Origin of the sequence: Stenotrophomonas sp. SMYL89, assembly GCF_036319985.1 — a bacterium.
GTDB classification, from domain to species: Bacteria; Pseudomonadota; Gammaproteobacteria; order Xanthomonadales; family Xanthomonadaceae; genus Stenotrophomonas; species Stenotrophomonas maltophilia_Q.
Genome location: NZ_JAWIRW010000003.1, coordinates 96,516 through 118,605, shown reverse-complemented (window position 1 = coordinate 118,605; position 22,090 = coordinate 96,516). Strand labels below are relative to the sequence as shown.

Sequence of the window (22,090 nt, the reverse complement as noted above, 5' to 3'; positions counted from 1 at the left end):
GGATGCCGCGCAGGGCGACGCGCACCTGGGCCACGGCATGGCTGCTGGTACTGCTGTGCCTGTTGCCGGGGATGGCGATGGCCGCAGCCGCAGTACCGGCACTGGATGGTCCAGTGGTGGACACCGCCAACGCACTGTCGGCGGATACCCGCGACACACTGCGCACGCAGGCACTTCAGTTGCAGGCGCGCACCGGCTCGCAGCTGCAGGTGCTGGTGGTCGACCATGTTGGCGACGAGGGCATCGAGGCATACGCACAGCAGGTGTTCGACCAGTGGCAGCTGGGCCGCAAAGACGTTGACGATGGCGTTCTGCTGCTTGTGGCCGTGCAGGATCGCCGTGTACGCATCCAGACCGGTTACGGCCTGGAGGGCGCGATTCCCGATGCCTATGCCGCCCGCATCATCGACAAGGCGATCGTGCCGCGTTTCCGCGATGGCGACCTTGACCAGGGCCTGCTGGATGGAACGAAGATCGTGGTCGCGCTGATCGATGGCGAGGACCTGCCGGCATGGGGAGAGCCATCGATGCGCAACGTGCTGCCGGCCGATTGGCGCAGCGCGGACTCGGTGGTTGCACTGACGCTGCTGGCCGGCTTCCTTGCGGGTCTGTGGCGCTCACCGCCCTCGCGGCCGGCGCCCAGGACGCTGGACGACTTCGCATGCAGGCGTCGCGAGCGCCGGCGTGGGGCGCCGCGCGAGGTCACCACGTCGCAGGCGCGCCCGAAGCCATTGCCGGCCTGGGCCCGCCCGCTGCTGGTGACGGCTTTGGTGGCCGCGGGCCTGCTGGCGGCGGCCATGTGGGCGCCACGCCAGGCACTGGCAGCGATCTGCATCGTCTTGGCGTTGTGCGTACCGGTGGCGAGCCTGCTCGGCTGGTGCTGGCGCCGCAGCCGAGGCCTGCGCGTCGTGTTGCTGGGCATGCTCGGGGTCAGTGCGGGTTTCTGCGTGGTGATGCTGCTGCGTGGACAGTTGCCGCCCAGCCTCGCCCTGCACACGCTGCTGGACCTGGCCGTGGGCATTGCCGCGATGCTGGTGTTCTTCCTCGTACAGGCCTGCCGTGCGCGCTGGCACAAGGACCGCAGCAGCTTCGGGGTGCGGTTCGCAGTGCTCTTGCTGCTGACCGCGGGCTACGCGATCGTCGCACTGCTGGCCATTGATCGGGCCGATCCGGTTGCACGCCTTGCAGCCACGATCGGATGGGGTGCCGGCACGCTCGTGCTGTACTTCGCTTGGGTCTTCACCATGCTGCCAGGTGAGAAGGCACGCGGCGGCCGCAGTTCATCCGGTGGCCACCGCAGCGCATCCAGCACCTCGTCGTCGAGTTCATCTTCGAGCAGTTCCAGCAGCTGGTCCGGGGGCGGTGGCCGCAGCGGGGGAGGCGGTGCATCGGGCAGCTGGTAGTTCAGGCTGCCTGTACGCGCCAGCCGAGTGCAGCGTCCTCCACGACACCCGGGCCGGCTACCTCGCCGACCCGCACCTGCAGTCCCTGCGCATTGGGGAGGTCCTTCTGCTCCGGGAACCAGCGGCGATCGGCCGCCACCACGATCAGCAGGCCTTCGTCGTCGCCCATCGGCGCGAACTGCGCCGAAGGCGGGCTGATCGGTTGCAGGCCGAACCGCAGGCTGGACTGTTCGCGCACGGCATCGACATCGTGACTGGGCAGGCCGACCTCGCTCAGGCAGGTCAGTTCGCTGCCGTGGAAGGCGCCCTGATGCAGACTGGCCGGCAAACGGCGGCGGCCGATCAGTTCCAGGATCAGGCCATCAGGGCCAGTGAAGTACACGGACTGGGACTGCCAGCTGCTCTCCAGCGCGAAGTAGTCCAGTCCCGCCGGATTACGTTGCAGCGGCGTCCGCTCACGCAACCAGGTCATCGCCTCGCTGAAGCGGTTGTCCGGTACGTTGAAGGCCAGGTGCACGCCCCCGACCGGATGATCACCCGCCGGCTGCAGTTCGATCGTGCTCCAGCCGATGTGCACATGATTGCCGACCACGCGCTGCTGCAGCACATCGTGGAAGTAGCTGGCCACGGCACCGACGTCGGAGACCGGCAGGGTGAGGTGCAAAAGGCGCATGAACGTTCCTCCGTGGACGCGACCACTGTAGCTCCGGGCCGTGCCTGGCGGCCACTAGCGCAACGCGTCTGCGAAGAACCGCACCGCTTCATCCACCGCTTCCTGGTGGGTTTTCGCCCTGGGGACCGACGTGTTGCACAGCCCGGGCAGCCTCTGCCCGCCGACAGCGGTACAGGCCGCCAGGAAGTCGTAGTGACCCACGTCCGGCAGGCGTTGCAGCGTTGCGCGCGGAATCTGTGCCTGTGCGGCCTCACCATTGGTCTCCGGTGGCGCGACAGCGTCTGCGGTCCCCAATATGATCGACACCGGCTGCCGCAACGCGGACAGCTGCGCGGGCGCGAACGCCTGCACGATGGCGGGTGCCAGCAGGAACACGGCACGCACGCCGGGGATCGTGCGCTGTGCGTCGGCCTCGGCGATCCAGGGGGCAAGCGCGGGTGAAGCCGCAGCGGCCCGGCGTGCCTGCATCGTGTGCGTGGCCGCCTCCTGTTGCGGTTGGCAGACGCCGTCATCCGGGTGTGCGGTGCAAAAGGCCAGCAGTCGCTGCAGGCTGGGCCGTGCACCGGCGGCCAGCAGCGCGGTGTAGCCACCGGCCGAGAAGCCGACCACGCCCAGCCGTTCAGGATCGACATGCGGGCCCAGGATCGGATCGGCCTGCACGGCGGCCAGCGCAGCGCGCAGGTCATCCGCGCGCAGCCAGCTCAGCATGCTGCCGGCCAGCGTCATCTCGTCGGCACCGTTGTTGCCGGGATGATCCACCGCGATCACCAGATAGCCGTCCCGCGCCAGCGCCGTGCCCAACCAGCCCATTATGCGTGCGCTGCCGCCGTTACCGTGCGACAGCAGCAGCGTCGGCAGGCGAGCCCCCGCGACGTGAGCATCCATCGCTGCGCGTCCGACCTCGAACAGCGGCGCGTCGGGCGGGCCGATGGTCAGGGCGGTTTCCCGGCTGCCGGCCACCGCTGGGTACCAGACCGTGTAGCGCAGCGCATCGTGGTGCTGCGCATCGCGTACAGCTGCGCTGGCCACGGTGGTGGCGCCGTGGCGCTCGCCGGCCGCCTGCGTCTCGCTGCCCTCGGCGATGGCAGTGGAGACCATGAGGATCATTCCCAGCACAGCGGCCATCATGCGCATCTTCAATTCCTTGTCAGTTGGGGTGCTCGTCGACTGGCAGCCAGATCTCCACGCCGCCGTTGCCGGTGTGCTCATCAAAGCGGCTGTCGTAGCGTTCCAGGTCCGGTGCCTCGGCCAGGCTCAGGCCGGATCCTGGCAGGTAATGGTCCAGCAGCCAGAACCAGGTCGAGCGGATGGCCGAGATGTGCCCGCCGTGCCAGGCCACAAGATAGCGGCGCGCCGGCACGTCCATCCGTTGCCAGTGCGCCGGCACGGTCGGCAGCGCGTTGGCGGGCAGTGCGGCAATGTAATCGAAGCCGCCATCGTCATCACTGTTCCAGCACACGCCGAAGCTGATCGGCGCCGGCGTCGGCCATTCCCGATTGAGCTGCGCCCACTGCCCGGGTATCGCGCCGCCACTATCGCGGGTATGCCGCATGCCGATGCCCACTACCTGGAATGCGGGCGTGTCGAGCAGTCGTGGCGCTTCACCGCAGGGCGCCGGCGCATCGTCCACGCGGATCGCCTGTACCAGCGCCAGGCCATCGGTGCCCTGTTCGCGTACCCGCTCGGGTGTCTGCCCGAACTGCTCGCTGAAGGCACGGGTGAACGCGGCATGGGTGGAATAACCGGCCCCCAGCGCGACCTGCAGGATGTCACCGGCGCCGTTGGCCAGCCGCTGCGCAGCAGCGGTCAGGCGCCGTCCCCGCAGATAGCGCACCACCGAGGTGCCAGTGCGGGCCTGGAACAGGCGCGACAGATGGAACGGCGACAGCCCCGCTGCGGCGGCGATATCGGCCAGCGCCAATGGCTGGTCCGCATGGGTTTCGATGTACCACAACGCCTTGCCTGCCGCGCTCATCCTGCCGTTCCCGAATCCGATGCCAGGCACAGTAGCGGATCGGCAGGCGCGGCGTTTAGCAGTTCTTGCGCTGCCGGGGCTTCGCGTCTGCCCGCGTACCGGCAACAATGCGTGCTTCATGGACGTATTGGGGGGGCAGGGAGATGCGATCAACGACGTGGGATGCCAGGCCGGTGGAACCGATCCGATGATGGACTTGGTGGTTACACAGTGGCTGTTGCCCTGGCTGTTGACCCTCGCATTGCTACTGCTGATGTGGCGCTGCGCGCCGTACTGGAAGGGCAATGCCTGGGTATACCGCGCCGGCTTCGCGCTCCTGGCCGGGCTGCTGACACCGACGTTGATGCTGGCCGGTCACGGCGTTCTGCCGGTTCCGACCGTCGGAGGAGTGGTTACGGTGTTGCTGCGGTTGGAGTGGATCGGCGATCTGGACTTCAACCTCCTGGCGGTCGGCACCGACAACATCTGGTTCCTGTTCACACCGTTCCAGATGGTGTCCATTGGCATGCTGTTCTTTCCACTGCGGACGGCACGGCCGGCTCGTCTTGGCTTCGGCGGCAAGACCACGGACTAGCCCCCACGCCGCGAGGCGCCAATGCTCATCCACGCATGGCGTGGATCTACTACTCCGGCCTGGGTCGGCACATGCGGGACCTGCCAGTAGATCCACGCCATGCGTGGATGCCTTTCGCATTGATGCGCGACCCCGCATCAAGCTGTCGCACTGACGTCATGGCTCCTTCACAGATCGCGCCGAGACTGCGCGGCTTGTCCAGCCCTGTTGTTTCCGAACACGTGCTGGCCCTGTCGCGTCCTCCCGGAGCCCTGCCGTGCATCGTTCGAAGCTTTCGCGTTCCATCCTCCTTGCCCTTTCCATGGCCAGCGCAGGAGGCGCGATCGCAGCGGAGGCCGATGCGGTCGATGCCAGCAGTGGCAGCCGCGCCGTGCCCACCCAGCTCGATGCGATGCTGGTCACCGGCACCCGGGCCTCCAACCGCACCCAGTTCGAAACGCTGGCGCCGGTGGATGTGTTCACCAAGGAAGACATCACGTCCGTTGAATCCACCGACCTGAAGGACGTGCTGGCGCAGCTGGTGCCGTCGTTCGTGGTGCAGCGCCTGCCGATGGCCGATGGCCAGGTGTTCGTGCGCCCGGCCACCCTGCGCGGGCTGTCGCCGGACCAGACCCTGGTGCTGGTCAACGGCCGCCGCTTCCACCGCAGTGCGCTGCTCGGCAACCGTGGCGCGCAGGCCGCCGACCTGGCGCAGATTCCGACCAGCGCGATCAAGCGCATCGAGGTGCTGCGTGATGGTGCCTCGGCGCAGTACGGCTCGGATGCCATCGCCGGCGTCATCAACATCATTCTCGAAGACGGCCCCGGCACCGAGATCACCGCCGGTTACTCGCAGTATGCGCAGGGCGATGGTGCCTCGCGCGACTTCAGTGCGCGCACCGGCTGGTCGCTGGGCGACTATGGCAGCCTGGTGCTGTTCGCTGAATCCTCCAATTCCGATGCCACCTCGCGCACCCGCCAGCGCCCGGATGCCATCGCGTTCCAGGCCGCACATCCCGAGCTGGCGGTACCCAACCCGGTGCAGCGCTGGGGCCAGCCGGAACTGGAAAGCCGCCGCGTCGGCTTCAACGTGAAGGCCAACGCCAGCGACACACTGGAGCTGTATGCGTTCGGCCTGTACAGCCACAGCGACGGCGTCAGCGATTTCAACTGGCGAAACCCGGATACCACCACCGGTGCCTACCGAACCACCACCATTTTCCCCGGCTGGAACCTGCGCTCGCTGTATCCGGTGGGCTTCAGCCCGCAGTACGGCAATGTCCAGAACGATCTGCAGCTGGTCGGCGGCCTGCGCGGCGAGATCACGCCCAAGCTGCGCTGGGATGTCAGCGCCTCGTATGGCCGCAACGCCATCGACTACAGCTTGAAGAATTCGATCAACGCCTCGCTGGGTCCCGCCAGCCCGACCGCGTTCGACCTCGGCCGCCTGACCCAGACCGAGAAGAACGCCAACGCCGACTTCAACTACGAGTGGGACGTGGCCGCGCTGTCCAAGCCGATCAACGTCGCCTTTGGTGGCGAGTTCCGCCAGGAAACCTACCAGGTCCGCGCCGGTGATCCGGCCTCGTACGCGGTGGGCCCGGGCGCGGCCGCGGGCCTGGAGGCCAATTCCAATGGCGCGCCGGGCTTCTCGGCCAGCCAGGCCGGGCAGTGGACCCAGCGCAGCAAGGCCGCCTACGTGGACATGGAAGTGCCGCTGGGCGAGCGCTGGAGCATTGGCGCGGCCAGCCGCTACGAAGACTTCTCCAGCTTTGGCAGCACGCTGGATGGCAAGCTGTCGGCGCGCTTTGCGATCACCCCGGACGTGGCCCTGCGCGGCACCGTGTCGACCGGCTTCCGCGCACCGACGCCGGCGCAGCTCAACACCACCAGCACCAGCCAGGGCCTGGACACGCGCACGCTGCAGATCTTCACCAGTGGCCGCCTGTCGCCGAACGATCCGCTGGCGCAGCTGCTTGGGGCCAAGCCGTTGAAGCCTGAAGAATCGCGCACCGCCTCGCTGGGCCTGACCTGGCGCACCGACCTCGGCCTGTCCGGCTCGGTGGACGTCTACCAGATCAAGCTCACCGATCGCTTCAGCCAGTCGGCCAGCTTCGCCATTCCGGCCGGTACGCCCAATCCACTGGGCTACACCTCGGTGAACTACTTCACCAACGACTTCGATACCACCACCACCGGCGTGGACGTGGTCGGCAACTACCTGCGCGATCTCGGCGCCGGCCGCATGACGCTGACCCTGGCCTACAACTACAACCGCACCCGCGTGGACAACGGCAGCACCTCGGTGGCCACCAACGAAACCCAGCGCGTGCTGTTCGAGGACCGCCTGCCCGAGCACAAGGGCAGTCTGACCGGCAGCTGGGACATCGGTGCCTGGTCGCTGATGGCGCGCATGCGCTACTACGGTGCCTGGACCGACTCCAGCGGCAACGCGGTGGGCGACATCTACCAGCGCTTCGGTGCGATGAGCTTCCTCGACCTGGCCGTGGGGTATCGCATCAACGAGCACCACAGCCTGCGCGTGGGTGCCGACAATGTGTTCGATCGCTACCCGGATGAGGCCACGTTCCAGGCCAGCCGTGGCCTGGTCTACTCGCGCAACGCGCCGTACGACACCGACGGTGCCAACCTGTACGCGCAGTACCGGTTGACCTTCTGATGGACGCTCGTCGTCGTTCCCTGCTGCGCGCCGGTGCATTGCTGCCGGCCGCAGCGGCGCTGCCTTCACTGCCGGCCAGCGCCACTGCGCGTTACGCTTCGCCGATGGAGATTCCCGCGACGACCGTGGCGCCGGAAGTACTGGCCCGCGATGAAAACCATTGGGCCGCCGTGGCCAGCCACTTCGACATCACCGACGAAGTGAACCATCTGGAGAACGGCTACTGGGGCGCGATGGGGCGTGAGACGCTGACCAGCTATCAGCGCCATACCGCCGAGGTGAACCGTGGCAATGCCTGGTATGGGCGCCGCGCGTTTCCGGCGCAGTACATGGCGGTACAGCGGCAGGTGGCCGAGCTGCTGGGTGTGGGTGCGGATGAGATCGCACTGACGCGGGGGGCCACCGAGGCGATGCTGGCGTTGATTGGCGGCTACAACCGCCTGCAGCCCGGCGACCAGGTGCTGTATGCCGACATCGACTACGACAGCATGATCGGCGCGATGCGCTGGCTGCAGCAGCGTCGTGGCGTGCAGGTCGAGCGCATCGCGCTGCCATCGGTGCCCGACCACGCACAGATCGTGCAGGCCTACGAGACTGCATTCGCGCGATTGCCGCAGCTGAAGCTGGTGCTGTTGACCCAGGTCAGCCATCGCCACGGGCTGGTGCTGCCGGTGGCGGAGATTGCCGAGCGTGCACGTGTGCGTGGTATCGATGTGATCGTCGATGCCGCGCACGGGTTCGGCCAGATCGACTATGCGGTACCGCAGCTGAAGTCTGATTTCGTCGGCATCAACCTGCACAAGTGGATCGGCGCACCGGTCGGTGTCGGCGCGCTGTACGTGCGCAAGGGGCGCGTGGCGGACCTGGATCCCTACATGGGCGAGACCGACGATGGCCGTGTCGGCAGCCGCGTGCACACCGGCACGGTCAACTTCGCGGCATACCTGGCGCTGCCGCAAGCGATCGCATTGCACCAACGCATCGGCGTGGCCAACAAGCAGGCGCGCCTGCGCTACCTGCGCGAGCGCTGGACGGTACCTGCGCGGCAGATGGCGCATATCGAAGTGCTGTCTTCGCCGGACCCGGCGCTGGCCAGTGCATTGGCCAGTTTCCGTCTGCGCGGCCACACCTCGGTGGAACAGAACCAGGCACTGCAGAGGCGCCTGTTGGATGAACATCGGATTTTCACCACGTATCGCGATGGCCTGGAATCGGGTGCCTGTGTACGGGTGACGCCGTCGGTGTTCACCCGGCCGGAGCAGATGGATGCGCTGGCGCGGGCCCTCTCTGCCCTGGCCTGACCCTGCGCTGGTAGGTGCCAACCAAGGTTGGCATCTACCGAAGCGGGTCCCGTAGATCCACGCCATGCGTGGATGCTCTTCGCCTATCGATCAATCGCCGGCAACGCATCCGACAACAGCAGCCGGTCAATCCGCCGCAACGCGCCTTCCAGCTGCCGGCGGTCCGCTGCCAGCCCCAGCGACAGCCGCACGCCGTTCTGATGCTGTACCCCGGGCGGGCAGAACGCCGATGACGGTGCGATCGCCAGCCCCTGCAGCTGCGCGGTACGCACCAGGGTGGCATCGGTCCACGGCGCCGGTATCCGGCACCAGGCATGCAGGCCCTCGGCACGCTGCAGCAGCGACGGTGCCAGCAGATAGCGCGCCATGCGCACGCGCTCGCGTGCTTCGCTGCGCACCTGCGCAAGCAACGATTGCGCCGAGCCATCCAGCAGCAGCTGGCTGGCCAGCGCCGACACCAGCGGATGGCCCATCAACCGTGTTGCCCGCAGCGCGGCTGTCATCGCTTCGGCGTGTGCGGCACTGGGGCAGTGCACGAACGCGGTGCGCAGGCCGGGGCTGATCACCTTCGACAGCGTTGCCACGTAGAACACATGGTGCGGCGCCAGTGTCGCCAGCGGTGTTGGCGCGTCCTCGGCAAGGTGCCAGTACGGATCATCCTCGATCGCCAGCAGGCCTTCGCGCTCCAGCACCTGCACCAGCGCCTCACGCCGCTGCAAGGGCAGTGTCAGGGCGGTCGGGTTCTGGCAGGTGGGGTTGAGATAGACCAGCCGCGCGCCGCTGTCGCGTGCCTGCCGCGCCAGCGCTTCAGGGCACATGCCGTGCTCGTCGCCGTCCACCGGCAGCAGCCGACGCCCCAGCGCCGCTGCGGCCTGCAGCAGCCCCGGATAGACCAGCGCATCGCACAGTATCGTATCGCCATCGCGGCCCTGGCTGACCAGGATCGCGGCCAGCGCCACCTGCGCGCCCTCGGTCAGCAGCAGGCAGTTGTCATCCACGGTGCCGAGCATCGGTTGCAGCCAGCGCGCCGCGGCATGGCGATCAGTGGGGTTGCCGCCACCCAGGTGATAGGTCATCAGGTTCGGTGCGTTGCTGCGCGCAAGCACGGCGGCGGCACCACGGCGCAGCGTCTCCGCCAGCGCGTCGGCATCAGGCACCGGCGGCACGTTCATGCTCAGGTCCACCACCTGGTCGAAGCCGGCCTTGGGCGGTGCGATGAAGCTGCCCTGCGGTCCGCGCGCTTCGATCAGGCCACGCTTGCGTGCTTCATCGAAGGCGCGGGTGACCGTGGTCAGGTCAATGCCCAGTTGCTGCGCCAACGCACGCTGCGAGGGCAGGCGCTGGCCGGGGGCGAGGCCACCGCGACGCACCGTGCGTTCCAGTGAGTTGACGATGCGCAGGTAGATCGGCCCGCTGTGCGCGAGCACGTCCTGCACCCACTCGCGCGCTGCGACATCCGGTCGCGGCATGTACGGAGCATGTCGGGGCGTATCGTTGCTTCCAACGGCGGGAGCCTGTCCATAACCATCGGTCGGTTCGGACAGGTGACCGCCGTTGTTGTTTGCGGCGGTCGCGCCACTCAGAGCCAGTGATGTCATTGCGCGTCCTCAGCGCTTGGCCTGCCACGGGCAGTAGCAGCCCACGGCAAGCAGTCCTTTGGGGCGCACGGTTTCACCGCGCACCAGTCTGTCCAGCAGCGGTTCGACGAAGCTGTTGGCCGAGTTGCAGACCATGCCGATGCTGTACGGCCCGGCGTAGGCCAGATGGCCCTGCCGGTCCCAGATCGCCACCGCAGGGCTGGCCGGGATGTGCTCGATTCCATCGATGGTCGGCAGGTTGATCACCTTGTTGCGCAGCGGCTCGGGCAGTTCGCCCTGCGTGCCAGGGCGGCGGATCGCGTAGAAGTCGATGCCGGCGCGGCGGTACATGCTGATCAGGTAGCTCAGGTGTGCACCGGTCTCCCGGTTGCAGACCGCACATGCCGGGTCCCAGAAATGCACCACGCGGATGCGGCCGCTATCTCCGGCAAGATCAGCCGGCAGGCGCAGTTGCGAGTCGTCGAAGACGATGGCCTGTTCGGTGAACGTGGATTGCGCGCTGTAGCCGAAGTACTGCCACAGTGCAGCCGCCACGCCTGCCATGAACAGGCAGGCGAGGGCGATCATCGTCGGCAGCAGCAAGCGGCGGCGCGGCGCGGCTGCGCCCATCAGGAGTCTTCCCTTCCGAACTTGTGCACGTACTGCTTGCGCATCTCGCGGCAGGAATCGGCCTGCGCGCGGCGCTGGATCTCGCTACGCGACGGATCCTCGCTGCGCTGCACGCACTGCTCGATGGCGTGGCGCTCGGCGGCCTGCACGTCCACGGTCTGCGGCTGCAGGCAGACCCAGGCCAGTGCGGCCAGCATCAGCACCACAAAGCCACCGCACCCCGCCATCACCAGGTGGAACTTCAGTTTCTCGGCGCGCATCGATGCACGTTCCTTCATCCATACATTGCATACAAAATATCATCTTGTATGGATGGAGTGCCATCTACCCGGTTCAGACGATGGCGTTATGCCGGGCCTCGGGCGCTTCAGACAGGATCTCATTCAGCTTCGCCAGCGCCCCGGCCAGCGCGCCCTGGTCGACCGCGCCGCCCAGCGACAGGCGGATCGCGTTGCCCGGTGGCGGCTCCTCCACGCTGAAGGCGTCGGAGCTGGCGATGCCCAGCCCCTGTTCCTGGGCGGCCTGGATCAGCCGGTATTGGTCCAGCCGTGGCGGCAACGGCAGCCACACGTGCAGGCCGGCCGGATGGGCCTGGGCACGGGCGGGCAGATACCGGGCGGCAATGGCCTGGCGCTCGCGCAGCTCCTGCTGGAAGCGCTGCACCATGTCCTGGGCCTGGCCACTGCGGATCCACTGCGAAGCCACCGCCACCATTGACTGGGTCGGCATCAGGGCGATCGCGCGCAGCGCGTCCAGCACCGGTTCCATCGGTTCGCCGGCCGGCACCACCAGGTAGGCGGTGCGCAGGCCCGGTGCCAGGCACTTGGACAGGGTGGAGATGTAATACACCGGGCAGCCGGCATCGCGCTGGGCGGCCAGCGGCGGTGCGGCGTCCCCGGCCAGCAACCAGTAGGGATCGTCTTCGATAACGGTCAGATCGTGGCGCTTGGCGACATCCAGCAGGGCCTGCCGGCGCTGCGCCGACATCGTTGCCGTGGTGGGGTTCTGGATGGTCGGCACCAGATACAGCAGGCGCGGGCGGCGCAGCTGGCAGGCTTCTTCCAGAGCTTCGGGCAGCATGCCTTCGGCGTCCATCGCCACCGGCACCACGCCCCGCTGCAGCACGCGCGCGGCGGCCAGCAGGCCCGGGTAGGTCAGCTGCTCGGCGGCGATCAGCTCGCCTGGCTGGGTGCGGGCCAGGATCAATGCGCACAGCGCGGTCTGCGCACCTGGGCAGATCACTACCTGGTCGGCGCCGACCGTACCCAGCATCGGTGCCAGCCACTGTACGGCGGCGGCGCGGTCCTCGCGGGTACCTGCGCCGACGTGGTAGCTCATCAGTTCGCCCTGGCCCAGCTGCTGGCCCACGTGCTGGAAACCGGCCTCCATGCCCTGCGCGAACGGCGCGCTGCCCAGCAGCGGCGGGATGTTCATGCTCAGGTCGACCGAGGTGCTGCGGTTGCCGGCCGACAGCGCGATGAAGGTGCCGCCGGCCCCCTGTGCATCCAGCAGCCCGGCCTGGCGCAGTTCGGCAAAGGCGCGGGTGACCGTGGTCAGGTCCACGCCCACCTGCTGGGCCAGGTCGCGCTGCGGCGGCAGGCGGTCGCCCGGGCGCAGCACGCCGTCATCCACTGCCTCGCGCACCTGCTGGGCAATCTGCAGGTACAGCGGGCCGGCGCCCTCGCGGAAGGGGCGGACCCAGGTGCGATTGGGGTGTTTCAGGCGGCGGCCGGCGGCAGGTGGCGTCATCGGTCAGATTTTTCCATACGTGCAGATGCACAAGTCCATACAATGCTGTATCTTGTATGGGCTTGATTGGAGTGGTTCGCCTGCTTGTAGGCGACCTCGTACCCACAGTGTAGCCGCTCCACGCCCGGGCGCTGCGCGCAGGCGAGCCGGTCAAGCGCGCTTCTTCAACAGGGTTGACCTCCAATGAATATCTGCTGGAACCGCATCCGCCTGGCGCTGGTCGCCCTGGCCTGCGTCGGCCTGTCGGGCTGTGACTGGGTGCTGCTGGATTCGAAGGGCATGGTCGGGCTCGCCCAGCGCGACCTGATCCTGATCTGCATCGGCCTGATGCTGATCGTGGTGATACCGGCCATCGTGCTGACCTTCGTGTTCGCGTGGCGCTACCGCGCCGGCAACACCAAAGCGAAATACACGCCGGACTGGTCGCACTCCACCAAGGTGGAAATCGTGGTCTGGGGCGTGCCGCTGATCATCATCGCGGTACTGGCGGTGATCGTGTGGAAGTCCACCCACGAGCTCGACCCGTACAAGCCGCTGGACGTGGCTGGCGAACCGCTGCACGTGGACGTGATCGCCACCGACTGGAAGTGGGTGTTCGTCTATCCGGACCTGGGCATCGCCACGGTCAACCAGCTCAACTTCCCGGCCAACCGCCCGCTGGCATTCAACATCACCTCCAACTCGACGATGAATACCTTCTTCATCCCGCAGCTGGGTGGGCAGATCTACGCGATGGCCGGCATGCGCACGCAGCTGCACCTGATCGCCAACGAGCCCGGCCAGTTCCGTGGCATGTCCGGCAACTACAGCGGGCATGGCTTCTCGAACATGAAGTTCATCGCCACCGCCAGCAGCAACGAAGACTTCGAGCGCTGGGTGGCCGAGGTGCGCAGCGCGCCGGACGCGCTCAGCTTCACGCAGTTCAAGGCGCTGGCCGCGCCGTCGAAGAACGCACCGGTGCAGCACTTCTCCAGTGTTGAACCACTGCTGTTCAAGAAGGTCATCGACCAGTTCATCGGCGTTGGTGAAAACACCGCTGCCGCCACCCCGGCGGGCGCTGCCGGCGGTGCCCAGGTTTCCCAGGAGTAACGAACATGTTGGGTAAATTGACGTGGGAGGCCGTGCCGCTGCACGAGCCGATCGTCGTGGTCACATTGGCGGCCATGGTGCTGGGTGGCCTCGCGCTGCTTGGCGCGGTGACGTACTTCAAGCTGTGGGGCCCGCTGTGGCGTGACTGGTTCACCACCGTGGACCACAAGAAGATCGGCATCATGTACGTGGTGGTGGCGCTGGTCATGCTGGTGCGCGGCTTCGCCGATGCACTGATGATGCGCGCGCAGCTGGCCGCGGCCGGCCCAGGCAGCGACGGATTCCTGCCGCCCGAGCACTACGACCAGATCTTCACCGCGCACGGCGTGATCATGATCTTCTTCGTGGCCACCCCGTTCGTGGTCGGCCTGATGAACATCATCGTGCCGCTGCAGATCGGCGCGCGCGACATGGCGTTCCCGTTCCTCAACGCCTTCAGCTTCTGGATCTTCGTGGTCGGTGCCGCGCTGATGATGATCTCGCTGGGCGTTGGCGAATTCGCCATGACCGGCTGGGTGGCTTATCCGCCGCTGTCGGGCATCGAGTTCAGTCCAGGCGTGGGTGTCGATTACTACATCTGGGCGTTGCAGGCCTCCGGCATCGGCACCTTGCTGACCGGCGTCAACCTGTTCATCACCATCCTGCGCATGCGTGCGCCGGGCATGACCCTGATGAAGATGCCGGTGTTCACCTGGACCGTGCTGGTCACCAGCGTGATCATCATCGCCGCCTTCCCGATCCTGACCGTGGCGCTGGGTGCGCTCACCCTGGACCGCTACCTGGACTTCAACTTCTACACCAACACGTTGGGTGGCAACCCGATGATGTACGTGAACCTGGTGTGGGCCTGGGGCCATCCGGAGGTGTACATCCTGGTGCTGCCGGCGTTCGGCATCTTCTCCGAAGTAACCGCCACGTTCGCGCGCAAGAAGCTGTTCGGCTACAAGTCGATGGTCGGCGCCACGCTGGCGATCGGCATCCTGTCGTTCATCGTCTGGCTGCACCACTTCTTCACCATGGGCTCCGGTGCCAGCGTCAATGCCTTCTTCGGCATCATGACGATGATCATCGCCATTCCCACAGGCGTGAAGATCTTCACCTGGCTGTTCACCATGTACGGCGGCCGCGTCGAGTTCAGCGTGCCGATGCTGTGGACCATTGCCTTCCTGGTCACCTTCACCATCGGTGGCATGACCGGCGTGCTGCTGGCCATCCCGGGCGCGGACTTCCTGCTGCACAACAGCCTGTTCCTGGTCGCGCACTTCCATAACACCATCATCGGCGGCGCGCTGTTCGGCTACCTGGCCGGCTTCGCCTACTGGTTCCCGAAGGTGTTCGGATTCACCCTCAACGAGCGCCTGGGCAAGTGGTCGTTCGCGTGCTGGGTGATCGGCTTCTACCTGGCCTTCATGCCGCTGTACATGCTGGGCTTCATGGGCATGACCCGCCGCATGAACCAGTACGACAACCCGGCGTGGACGCCGTACCTGATCGCCGCCTTCATCGGTGCGCTGTTCGTGTTCGCGGGCATCATCCTGATGCTGGTGCAGATCTACGTGAGCGTGCGCGACCGCAAGCGCAACCTGGACCTGACCGGCGACCCGTGGAACGCACGCACGCTGGAATGGGCCACGCCGTCGCCGCCGCCGTTCTACAACTTCGCCGTGGTGCCCAAGGCTGATGAGCTGGACGCCTTCCACGAAGCGAAAAAGCGTGGCCTGCCACCGCCGCCGAAGAAGTACGCGCCGATCCACATGCCGAAGAACACCGGCGTGCCGCTGATCCTCAACATCTGGATCCTGGTGCTGTGCTTCGCCCTGGTCTGGCACATCTGGTGGATGGCCGCGGCCAGCTTCATTGCGATGATCGTGACCCTGATCGTGCGGTCCTACGACGAGGACGTGGACTACTACGTCAGTTCCGAAGAGGTGGCGCGCACTGAAGCGGCCAACCTGGCCAAGCTGAAGGAGGTACGCGCATGAACCTGTTGACCCGCCCCGAGCTGGCCAGCGACACGCAGGCGCACGAGGACCACCACGAGCACGACCACAGCCACGAGCAGGGCGGCATGAAGGTGTTCGGCATGTGGGTCTACCTCATGTCCGACCTGGTGCTGTTCGGTTCGCTGTTCGCCTCGTATGCGGTGCTCAGCACCGCCTACGCCGGCGGCCCCACCGGCAAGGACCTGTTCTCGCTGCCGTTCGTGATGGCCGAGACCTTCCTGCTGCTGGTGTCCAGCATCACCTACGGCCAGGCCGTGCTGGCGATGCATCGTCACGATGCATCGGCGGTGCTGCGCTGGCTGGGCGTGACCTTCGTGCTCGGTGCCTCGTTCATCGGCATGGAGATCTACGAGTTCTCGCACCTGATCCACGAAGGTGCCGGCCCGAGCACCAGTGCCTACCTGTCGGCGTTCTTTGCCCTGGTTGCCACCCACGGCCTGCACGTAGCCAGTGGCCTGATCTGGATGGCCGTGGTGATGCACCAGGTCTACCGCCGTGGCCTGACCCCGACCAACATCACCCGCGTGTCGTGCCTGAGCCTGTTCTGGCACTTCCTGGACCTGGTGTGGATCTGCGTCTTCACCTTCGTCTACCTGATCGGAGCCTTCTGACATGGCCCACGTCGAAACCTCGCGCGCCGGCAATGCGCACGGCTCCACCAAGTCCTACCTGATCGGCTTCGTGCTGTGCGCGCTGCTGACCGTGGTGCCGTTCGCGCTGGTGATGAACCCGGTGCTGTCGCGGCCGCTCACGCTGTTCCTGCTGGTCGGCTTCGCGGTGGCGCAGATCCTGGTGCAGCTGGTCTATTTCCTGCACATGGACCGCAAGTCCGAAGGTGGCTGGAACCTGGCCAGCTTCGTGTTCACCCTGGTGATCCTGTTCATCATCGTCGCGCTGTCGGTGTGGATCATCTGGAGCATGCACTACCACATGATGATCAACTGACCGTGGCCGGGGTGATCGGCACGGATCGCGCGATCACCCCGGCACCTCAGCCCTCTTTTCCCCCAAGGGCAGGCCTGACCGAGACCCCGCCCGCATCTGCGTTGGTGGTACCCGTGAAGCGTCCTGCTGCTGTTGTCCGTTCGTTGTTCTCTCCCCGTTTCCGCCTGCCGCTGCTGGCAGGCCTGGCCATCGGCCTGCTGGCTGGCTGCAGTGCGCAGTCGCGCATGGACTTCTACTCCAAGGACATCGCCTGCGAAGAACTTGGCCAGCAGTGGTCGATGCCCGATAGCCACGGCACCGTGCGTGGCCCGAAGGACCTGCAGGGGCAGGTGACCTATCTGTTCTTCGGTTTCACCAGCTGCCCGGATGTGTGCCCGACCACCATGGTCGAGTTGAGCCAGGTGAAGCACCTGATGGGCAAGGACGCCGACCAGCTGCAGGTGGTGTTCGTCAGCGTCGACCCGGCGCGTGATACGCCGGAGGTTGCACGCACCTATGTGGAAGCCTTCGACCCCAAGGCGATCGCACTGGTCGGCAACGAAGCGCAGTTGGCCGCGATGGCCAGCGACTTCAAGGCGTTCTACGAGAAGGAGCCCGGCCAGGTGCCGGAGACCTACACCATGAGCCACATCGCCGGTGGCTACGTGTTCGACCGCCAGGGCCGCCTGCGCCTGTTCGCGCCCTATGGCATGCCGGTGGACAAGCTGTTCTCCGACGTGCAGCGCCTGCTGCTGGAGCCGGCACATCCGGCGGCAGGCAATGACGCGCTGGCCAGCTGCAGCCTCAAGCACAGCGACACGCTCGCCGCCCGCTGACGCTGGTGTGTGCCAACCTTGGTTGGCACAGGTGTAGAGCCGAGCCGATGCTCGGCTCCGGGCTCACCGTGCACCCTGCAAACAGCAGCCGAGCATAGGCTCGGCTCTACATGCTCGCCGCTCGGTGAGTGCCGACCGTTGGTCGGCACACTCCCACACCAATCCCCCGGCCGGCCAGGAGAGCCAACCGGCCGGGGGCACCACTCAACGCCTTACTTGGTTTCTTCCCACTGCACCACGTCCGGCTCGGCCGCCTTGATGCCGGCGGTCGACAGCAGCTTGGTGGTCGCATCCAGCGCCGCGTTCACCGACGGGTACTCCACAATCGCGCGGCCCGAGGCCTTGGACACCTTCACCACGGTGCCGCCGGTGGCGGCGGCCGCACGCTGGGCCGAGGCCGCATCGGTGAAGAACACCTTGACCCGCGAGGTCGCCACCACTGGCGCACCATCGTTGGAGACAGCGGCCGCAAACTTGCTGGCACCGGCATCCGCACGTGCGGCCACACCGGTAGACGCATCGGTGGACCGCTTGCTGCGGGTGCCGACGGCCGCCGCGCTGGCATCAGCCCCGGTGGTGATCCGGAACTGGCCGCCGCTGGCCTGCTGCACGGTTGCCGACGGCGCCAGCTGGAAGCGCGCGCCGCCCACATTGAACGAACGGCCGGTGGCCTCCGCCTTCAACTGCTGCGTGTCTACGGTCGACAAGGTCTTCGCCGCAGGTGTCTGGCCCGAGCTCTGTGCCCAGGTGGTGGTGGTCATCGCCGCGAGGGCGAGGGTGCTCAACAGAATGGTCGTCTTCATCATCAGTGCCCCAGAACGCGGATCTTGAAGAATTCGAGGTTGCCACGCGATGCAGCGTTCGCGGCCTGCCCCAGGTCGGTGACTTCCAGCGTCCAGGTGCCCGTGGCGTTCTCATCCAGGAAGGCATTGCTGGACAGCAGGTCCCAGTTGGTGAAGTTGCGCTGGACACCATTGAGGCCAGAGCCGATCGCGGTGAATGCCGGCTGCACCACGCTGCGCGTGCCACTGGGCGAGACCAGCACGAACTGCAGCTGGCGGGTGTTGCTGTGGTTGACCCGGAAGCCCAGCTGCACGCTTTCGATGTTGCGCGCGCCATTGGCCAGCTGGAAGGTCAGGCGTGCAGCGGCGGCCGAGGTGTTGCCGATAGCCACGGTGCGTGTCGTGTTGCGCCAGCCGCTGTCCACCAGTGCACCCAGCGACTGGAAGTTCTCGGCGACCTCCACTGCACGGGCGGCGTTGACCACGCCGAAGCCGTACCAGTTGCTGTAGGCGCGGCCGGCGGCATTCACCGTCCAACCCGGCACCAGCACGCGGCCATCGGAGTGCGTGACCGCCGCCCGGTTCGGGTCATTGCGGGTGGCGGTGGTGGCCAGGATGTACTTCACATCGCGGTAGGACAGGTTCGGATTTGTCTCCAGCAGCAGTGCCGCCACGCCCGACACCATCGGCGTGGCCGCCGAGGTACCGTTCATCTTGCCGGTGTAGTTGCAGGTGCTGTCGATGGCGGACTGATCGCCGTCCAGTGTATTGCGCAGGCTCGTGTTCTTGTTGCTGCCCTGTGCGCAGCCGGTGACGTCGGTGGTGAGAATGGCCGGATCGTAGCGGATCGCCAGCTGCCCCGGCACGACCTGCCGCTGCCAGCCATTCTCGCCGCCGAAGCCGGACACCCACAGCGCCGAGCCGGTGGACGAGTAGGACGAGCGCACGCCATCGGCGCGCACGGCGGCAACGGTGATCACGTTGAACAGGTTGTTGCGTGGATCGCGGCCGGCTGGAATGCAACCGGTGTTGCGGTTCTTGGTGTCTGCCGAGCAGATGTCGGTGCCATCCGAGCGTGCGCCGTTGTTGTGGTTGTTGCCGGCGGCTTTCACGTAGATGCCACCGCGCCCGCCACGGGTGCCGGACATGGCCTGCTCATAGGCGGTGATGTCGTTCTGGCTGTAGGCCAGCGGCAGGTTGGGGTTGCCCGGGCTGGAGCCCCAGCTGTTGTTGAATACCCCCACGTCGGCCACTTCGGCGCCGTCCCACCACGAGTACTCGATGTTGGAGTTCGAATTGCCCTGGGCATTGGATGCCAGGAAATTGAAGCCCTTGAGTGTGGCCGCCGAGGCAACGCCGCGCACGCCCAGGTTGTTGGCGCCCACCGCACCGGCGATGCCGCCGACCATGGTGCCGTGATTGTCGCGGTCCGGATTGGACGGTGAAGGATTGTTGCTCTGGTTGGCGAAGTTCTTGCCCGCGACTGCCGCGACGTTGGCGGCCAGGTCCGGGTGGGCAATCTGCAGGCCGTCATCGACGATGGCGATGGTGACGCCCTGGCCACGGATGCCATTGCGGAACAGGCCATCCACGTTGAGATCGTTGCCGGCCACCGGCAGGGTATCGCCCAGTACGGCCTGCCCGGTGTTGAGCAGATGCCACTGGCGTCCGGCCAGCGGATCGGCCTGCTGGGCCTGGGCGGTGACGGCCAGGCTGCCCAGTACAAGGGCGGTGGCCAAGGCCAGGCGCGCGGAGCGCGGTGGCGCGTTGCGTTGCGTGTGTCGCTTCATACACGAATCCTTCTGTTGTGAATCGGCATGGCAGGACGGCGGGGCGGAACTGCCCCATCGCAACGAGCCAAACGCGACACAACGAAGAACCCCCTACCTCTTCACACACCCAATCTGCAGATGTGCCAATTGCGTCACAAACACTCATTCCGCGGGGTAATGACAACTGCACATTTCTATAGAGCTCTGTAGAGCCGAGCCCATGCTCGGCTGCTTTGTACATGTGCCTGTCCGATCAGCCGAGCATGGCTCGGCTCTACAGAAGTGGTGTCATCGCGCTGCTTCACATCCCGCTGTGCTACTAAACCCAGAGCACCCCTTCCGCGTCGGAGCACGATGATGGTCAATCCGCTCGCCCAGGCCCATCGCGGCCTCGGCACCACGCTGTTCAGCCTGTTGAACCCGATACCCTTCGGCTTCTTCGTCGGCGCGCTGATCTTCGACGCGATCTATCTCAACAGCGCCGAGGTGATGTGGGGCAAGGCGGCCGCCTGGCTGATCACCTTCGGCCTGCTGATCGCCATCATTCCGCGCCTGATCAACCTGTTCGCGGTCTGGCGCCGCAGCGGTACCGCCACCCGCATCGACCGCATCGACTTCTTCCTCAACCTGGTCGCGGTGGTGCTGGCCATCTGGAACGCCTTCGTGCACAGCCGCGATGCCTATGCCGTGGCGGTGCCGGGCACGATCCTGTCGGCGTTGACCGTGGCCCTGATCGCCCTGGGCCTGATCCTGCTGTCGTTGCAGCCGCCGGTGCTGCAGGGAGGTCGTCATGGCTAAGCACATCCTGCCCACCGTCGCCGCGCTGGCACTGGCCGTCACCCTGTCGGCCTGCGCCGGCAAGGCTGAATACCATCCCGCCGACCAGTCCGGCGCAAAGCCGCCGCTGCCGGCGCCGAAGAACTTCCTGATGCCGCCGATGCAGGTGCCCAAGGGCGTCGGCTGGGCTGATGGACAGACCCCCACGGTGGCAGAGGGCCTGAAGATCGAACGCATCGCCGCCAACCTGCAGCATCCGAGGCGGCTGCTGACCCTGCCCAATGGCGATGTACTGGTGGTGGAAGGCAACGGCCCCGGCGAAGAACCGGTCACCACGCCCAAGCAGTGGATTGCCGGCAAGGTCAAAGCGCGCTCGGGCAAGGCCGGCAAGGGCGGCAACCGGGTCACCCTGCTGCGCCGCTCGCCGGGAACGAACACCTGGACCCAGCACGTCTACATCGAGGGCCTGCACTCGCCGTTCGGCATCCAGCTGATCGGCGACACGCTGTACGTGGCCAACACCGGCAACATCATGCAGTACCACTACGTACCCGGTGAAACCCGCATGTCCGACAAGGGCCGCGAGTTCACCGATCTGCCCAGCACCATCAACCACCACTGGACCAAGGAACTGCTGGCCAGCCGCGATGGCCGCAAGCTGTATGTGGGTGTGGGCTCCAACAGCAACATCACCGAGAACGGCCTGGCCGTCGAATACCGCCGTGCGGTGGTGCTGGAAGTGGACGTGGCCACCCGTGGCAGTCGCATCTTTGCGTCGGGCATCCGCAACCCGACCGGGCTGGACTGGGAGCCGAGCACCGGCAAGCTGTGGGCAGTTGCGAACGAACGCGATGAGATCGGTGCAGACCTGGTGCCGGACTACCTCACCTCGGTGAAGGAAGATGGCTTCTACGGCTGGCCCTACAGCTACTACGGGCAGCACGTGGACGAACGCGTGCAGCCGCAGCGGCCGGACCTGGTGGCCAAGGCAATCGTGCCGGACTATGCCATCGGCTCGCACGTGGCACCGCTGGGCCTGCTTTTCTACACCGGCCAGGCGCTGCCGGCGCAGTACCACGGCGGTGCCTTCATCGGCGAGCACGGCAGCTGGGACCGCTCGCCGCTGAGCGGCTACGAAGTGGTCTACGTACCGTTCAAGGACGGCAAGCCGACCGGGCGGCCGCAGACCGTGGTCAGCGGCTTCGCCTCGAAGGACGAGAAGACCCTGATGGGCGCGCCGGTGGGCATGGCGATGGACGCCGAAGGCGCGCTGCTGGTGGCCGACGACGTGGGTGACGTGGTGTGGCGGGTGTCGGCCAAGTAGTTCTGTAGAGCCGAGCCCATGCTCGGCTGCTCTTCGTTCGGT

Annotated in this window: 20 protein-coding genes; 11 read left to right on the top strand and 9 right to left on the bottom strand. The window is 66.6% G+C overall.

Annotated features, from left to right (window positions below; genetic code table 11):
* Positions 1-2: 2 nt before the first annotated feature.
* Positions 3-1,403, top strand: coding sequence for a TPM domain-containing protein (locus tag V3B41_RS05030; RefSeq protein WP_329860438.1), 1,401 nt, complete (start codon positions 3-5; stop codon positions 1,401-1,403).
* A 1-nt stretch (position 1,404) separates the two neighbouring features.
* Here V3B41_RS05030 and V3B41_RS05025 read toward each other — a convergent pair whose 3' ends face one another.
* From V3B41_RS05025 to V3B41_RS05015, 3 genes are read right to left on the bottom strand one after another with little or no spacing between them, the layout of a single operon-like run.
* A complete protein-coding gene (locus V3B41_RS05025; protein WP_049431932.1) occupies positions 1,405-2,076 on the bottom strand; it encodes a VOC family protein in 672 nt (223 codons plus the stop codon).
* Between the two features lie 54 nt (positions 2,077-2,130).
* Positions 2,131-3,210 (bottom strand): alpha/beta fold hydrolase, encoded by a 1,080-nt coding sequence (locus V3B41_RS05020; protein ID WP_329860295.1) that lies wholly within the window; start codon positions 3,208-3,210, stop codon positions 2,131-2,133.
* Positions 3,211-3,223: 13 nt separating this feature from the next.
* The gene (locus tag V3B41_RS05015; protein WP_329860293.1) at positions 3,224-4,051 is read right to left on the bottom strand and encodes an AraC family transcriptional regulator; all 828 of its coding nucleotides are present in this window, start codon (positions 4,049-4,051) and stop codon (positions 3,224-3,226) included.
* On the opposite strand from V3B41_RS05015, the gene V3B41_RS05010 reads away from it, so the two are divergent.
* The 3 genes from V3B41_RS05010 (at position 4,020) to V3B41_RS05000 (ending at position 8,585) form a co-directional block, all read left to right on the top strand.
* Positions 4,020-4,625: a hypothetical protein gene (locus V3B41_RS05010; protein WP_285310175.1), complete on the top strand. Its 606-nt coding sequence runs from the start codon at positions 4,020-4,022 to the stop codon at positions 4,623-4,625. The two genes, V3B41_RS05015 and V3B41_RS05010, sit on opposite strands and share 32 nt — an antisense overlap.
* A 256-nt stretch (positions 4,626-4,881) precedes the next feature.
* Positions 4,882-7,284 carry a TonB-dependent receptor gene (locus V3B41_RS05005; protein WP_329860290.1) on the top strand — a complete coding sequence of 801 codons (2,403 nt, stop codon included), beginning with the start codon at positions 4,882-4,884 and terminating at the stop codon, positions 7,282-7,284.
* Positions 7,284-8,585, top strand: coding sequence for an aminotransferase class V-fold PLP-dependent enzyme (locus V3B41_RS05000; RefSeq protein WP_329860288.1), 1,302 nt, complete (start codon positions 7,284-7,286; stop codon positions 8,583-8,585). The genes V3B41_RS05005 and V3B41_RS05000 overlap by 1 nt, the downstream gene beginning before the upstream one ends.
* A gap of 83 nt (positions 8,586-8,668) precedes the next feature.
* On the opposite strand, the gene V3B41_RS04995 is transcribed toward V3B41_RS05000, so the two are convergent.
* Genes V3B41_RS04995 through V3B41_RS04980 form a run of 4 tightly spaced genes read right to left on the bottom strand, consistent with a single transcriptional unit; the run spans position 8,669 to position 12,541 of the window.
* Positions 8,669-10,183 (bottom strand): PLP-dependent aminotransferase family protein, encoded by a 1,515-nt coding sequence (locus V3B41_RS04995; RefSeq protein ID WP_329860286.1) that lies wholly within the window; start codon positions 10,181-10,183, stop codon positions 8,669-8,671.
* Positions 10,184-10,192: 9 nt separating this feature from the next.
* Positions 10,193-10,792: a DUF6436 domain-containing protein gene (locus V3B41_RS04990; protein WP_049431947.1), complete on the bottom strand. Its 600-nt coding sequence runs from the start codon at positions 10,790-10,792 to the stop codon at positions 10,193-10,195.
* Positions 10,792-11,070 (bottom strand): hypothetical protein, encoded by a 279-nt coding sequence (locus tag V3B41_RS04985; RefSeq protein ID WP_238378652.1) that lies wholly within the window; start codon positions 11,068-11,070, stop codon positions 10,792-10,794. Before V3B41_RS04985 ends, V3B41_RS04990 begins: the two co-directional genes overlap by 1 nt.
* A gap of 55 nt (positions 11,071-11,125) precedes the next feature.
* A complete protein-coding gene (locus V3B41_RS04980; protein ID WP_197619473.1) occupies positions 11,126-12,541 on the bottom strand; it encodes a PLP-dependent aminotransferase family protein in 1,416 nt (471 codons plus the stop codon).
* Positions 12,542-12,724: 183 nt separating this feature from the next.
* On the opposite strand from V3B41_RS04980, the gene cyoA reads away from it, so the two are divergent.
* The 5 genes from cyoA to V3B41_RS04955 all read left to right on the top strand — a co-directional run bounded on the left by cyoA (position 12,725) and on the right by V3B41_RS04955 (position 17,393).
* On the top strand, positions 12,725-13,630 hold the full coding sequence (gene cyoA / locus V3B41_RS04975; RefSeq protein ID WP_010482114.1) for a ubiquinol oxidase subunit II: 906 nt from the start codon (positions 12,725-12,727) through the stop codon (positions 13,628-13,630).
* A 5-nt stretch (positions 13,631-13,635) separates the two neighbouring features.
* Complete coding sequence (gene cyoB / locus V3B41_RS04970; RefSeq protein WP_006474876.1) at positions 13,636-15,612, top strand: cytochrome o ubiquinol oxidase subunit I; 1,977 nt, start codon at positions 13,636-13,638, stop codon at positions 15,610-15,612.
* Positions 15,609-16,244 carry a cytochrome o ubiquinol oxidase subunit III gene (gene cyoC, locus V3B41_RS04965; RefSeq protein ID WP_197619477.1) on the top strand — a complete coding sequence of 212 codons (636 nt, stop codon included), beginning with the start codon at positions 15,609-15,611 and terminating at the stop codon, positions 16,242-16,244. The genes cyoB and cyoC overlap by 4 nt, the downstream gene beginning before the upstream one ends.
* Position 16,245: 1 nt before the next feature.
* Positions 16,246-16,578: a cytochrome o ubiquinol oxidase subunit IV gene (gene cyoD, locus V3B41_RS04960; RefSeq protein ID WP_005411473.1), complete on the top strand. Its 333-nt coding sequence runs from the start codon at positions 16,246-16,248 to the stop codon at positions 16,576-16,578.
* Between the two features lie 143 nt (positions 16,579-16,721).
* Positions 16,722-17,393, top strand: a complete 672-nt coding sequence (locus tag V3B41_RS04955; protein WP_049431951.1) for an SCO family protein — start codon at positions 16,722-16,724, stop codon at positions 17,391-17,393.
* 212 nt (positions 17,394-17,605) lie between these two features.
* Here V3B41_RS04955 and V3B41_RS04950 read toward each other — a convergent pair whose 3' ends face one another.
* Positions 17,606-18,199, bottom strand: coding sequence for a hypothetical protein (locus V3B41_RS04950; RefSeq protein WP_049431953.1), 594 nt, complete (start codon positions 18,197-18,199; stop codon positions 17,606-17,608).
* The gene (locus tag V3B41_RS04945; RefSeq protein ID WP_049431957.1) at positions 18,199-19,965 is read right to left on the bottom strand and encodes a S8 family serine peptidase; all 1,767 of its coding nucleotides are present in this window, start codon (positions 19,963-19,965) and stop codon (positions 18,199-18,201) included. Before V3B41_RS04945 ends, V3B41_RS04950 begins: the two co-directional genes overlap by 1 nt.
* Positions 19,966-20,304: 339 nt before the next feature.
* Between V3B41_RS04945 and V3B41_RS04940 the strand changes: the two genes are divergently transcribed.
* Both V3B41_RS04940 and V3B41_RS04935 read left to right on the top strand, forming a co-directional pair.
* Positions 20,305-20,745, top strand: coding sequence for a DUF2231 domain-containing protein (locus tag V3B41_RS04940; protein WP_049431961.1), 441 nt, complete (start codon positions 20,305-20,307; stop codon positions 20,743-20,745).
* Positions 20,738-22,048 carry a sorbosone dehydrogenase family protein gene (locus V3B41_RS04935; protein WP_049431963.1) on the top strand — a complete coding sequence of 437 codons (1,311 nt, stop codon included), beginning with the start codon at positions 20,738-20,740 and terminating at the stop codon, positions 22,046-22,048. The genes V3B41_RS04940 and V3B41_RS04935 overlap by 8 nt, the downstream gene beginning before the upstream one ends.
* The last annotated feature ends 42 nt before the right edge of the window (positions 22,049-22,090 follow it).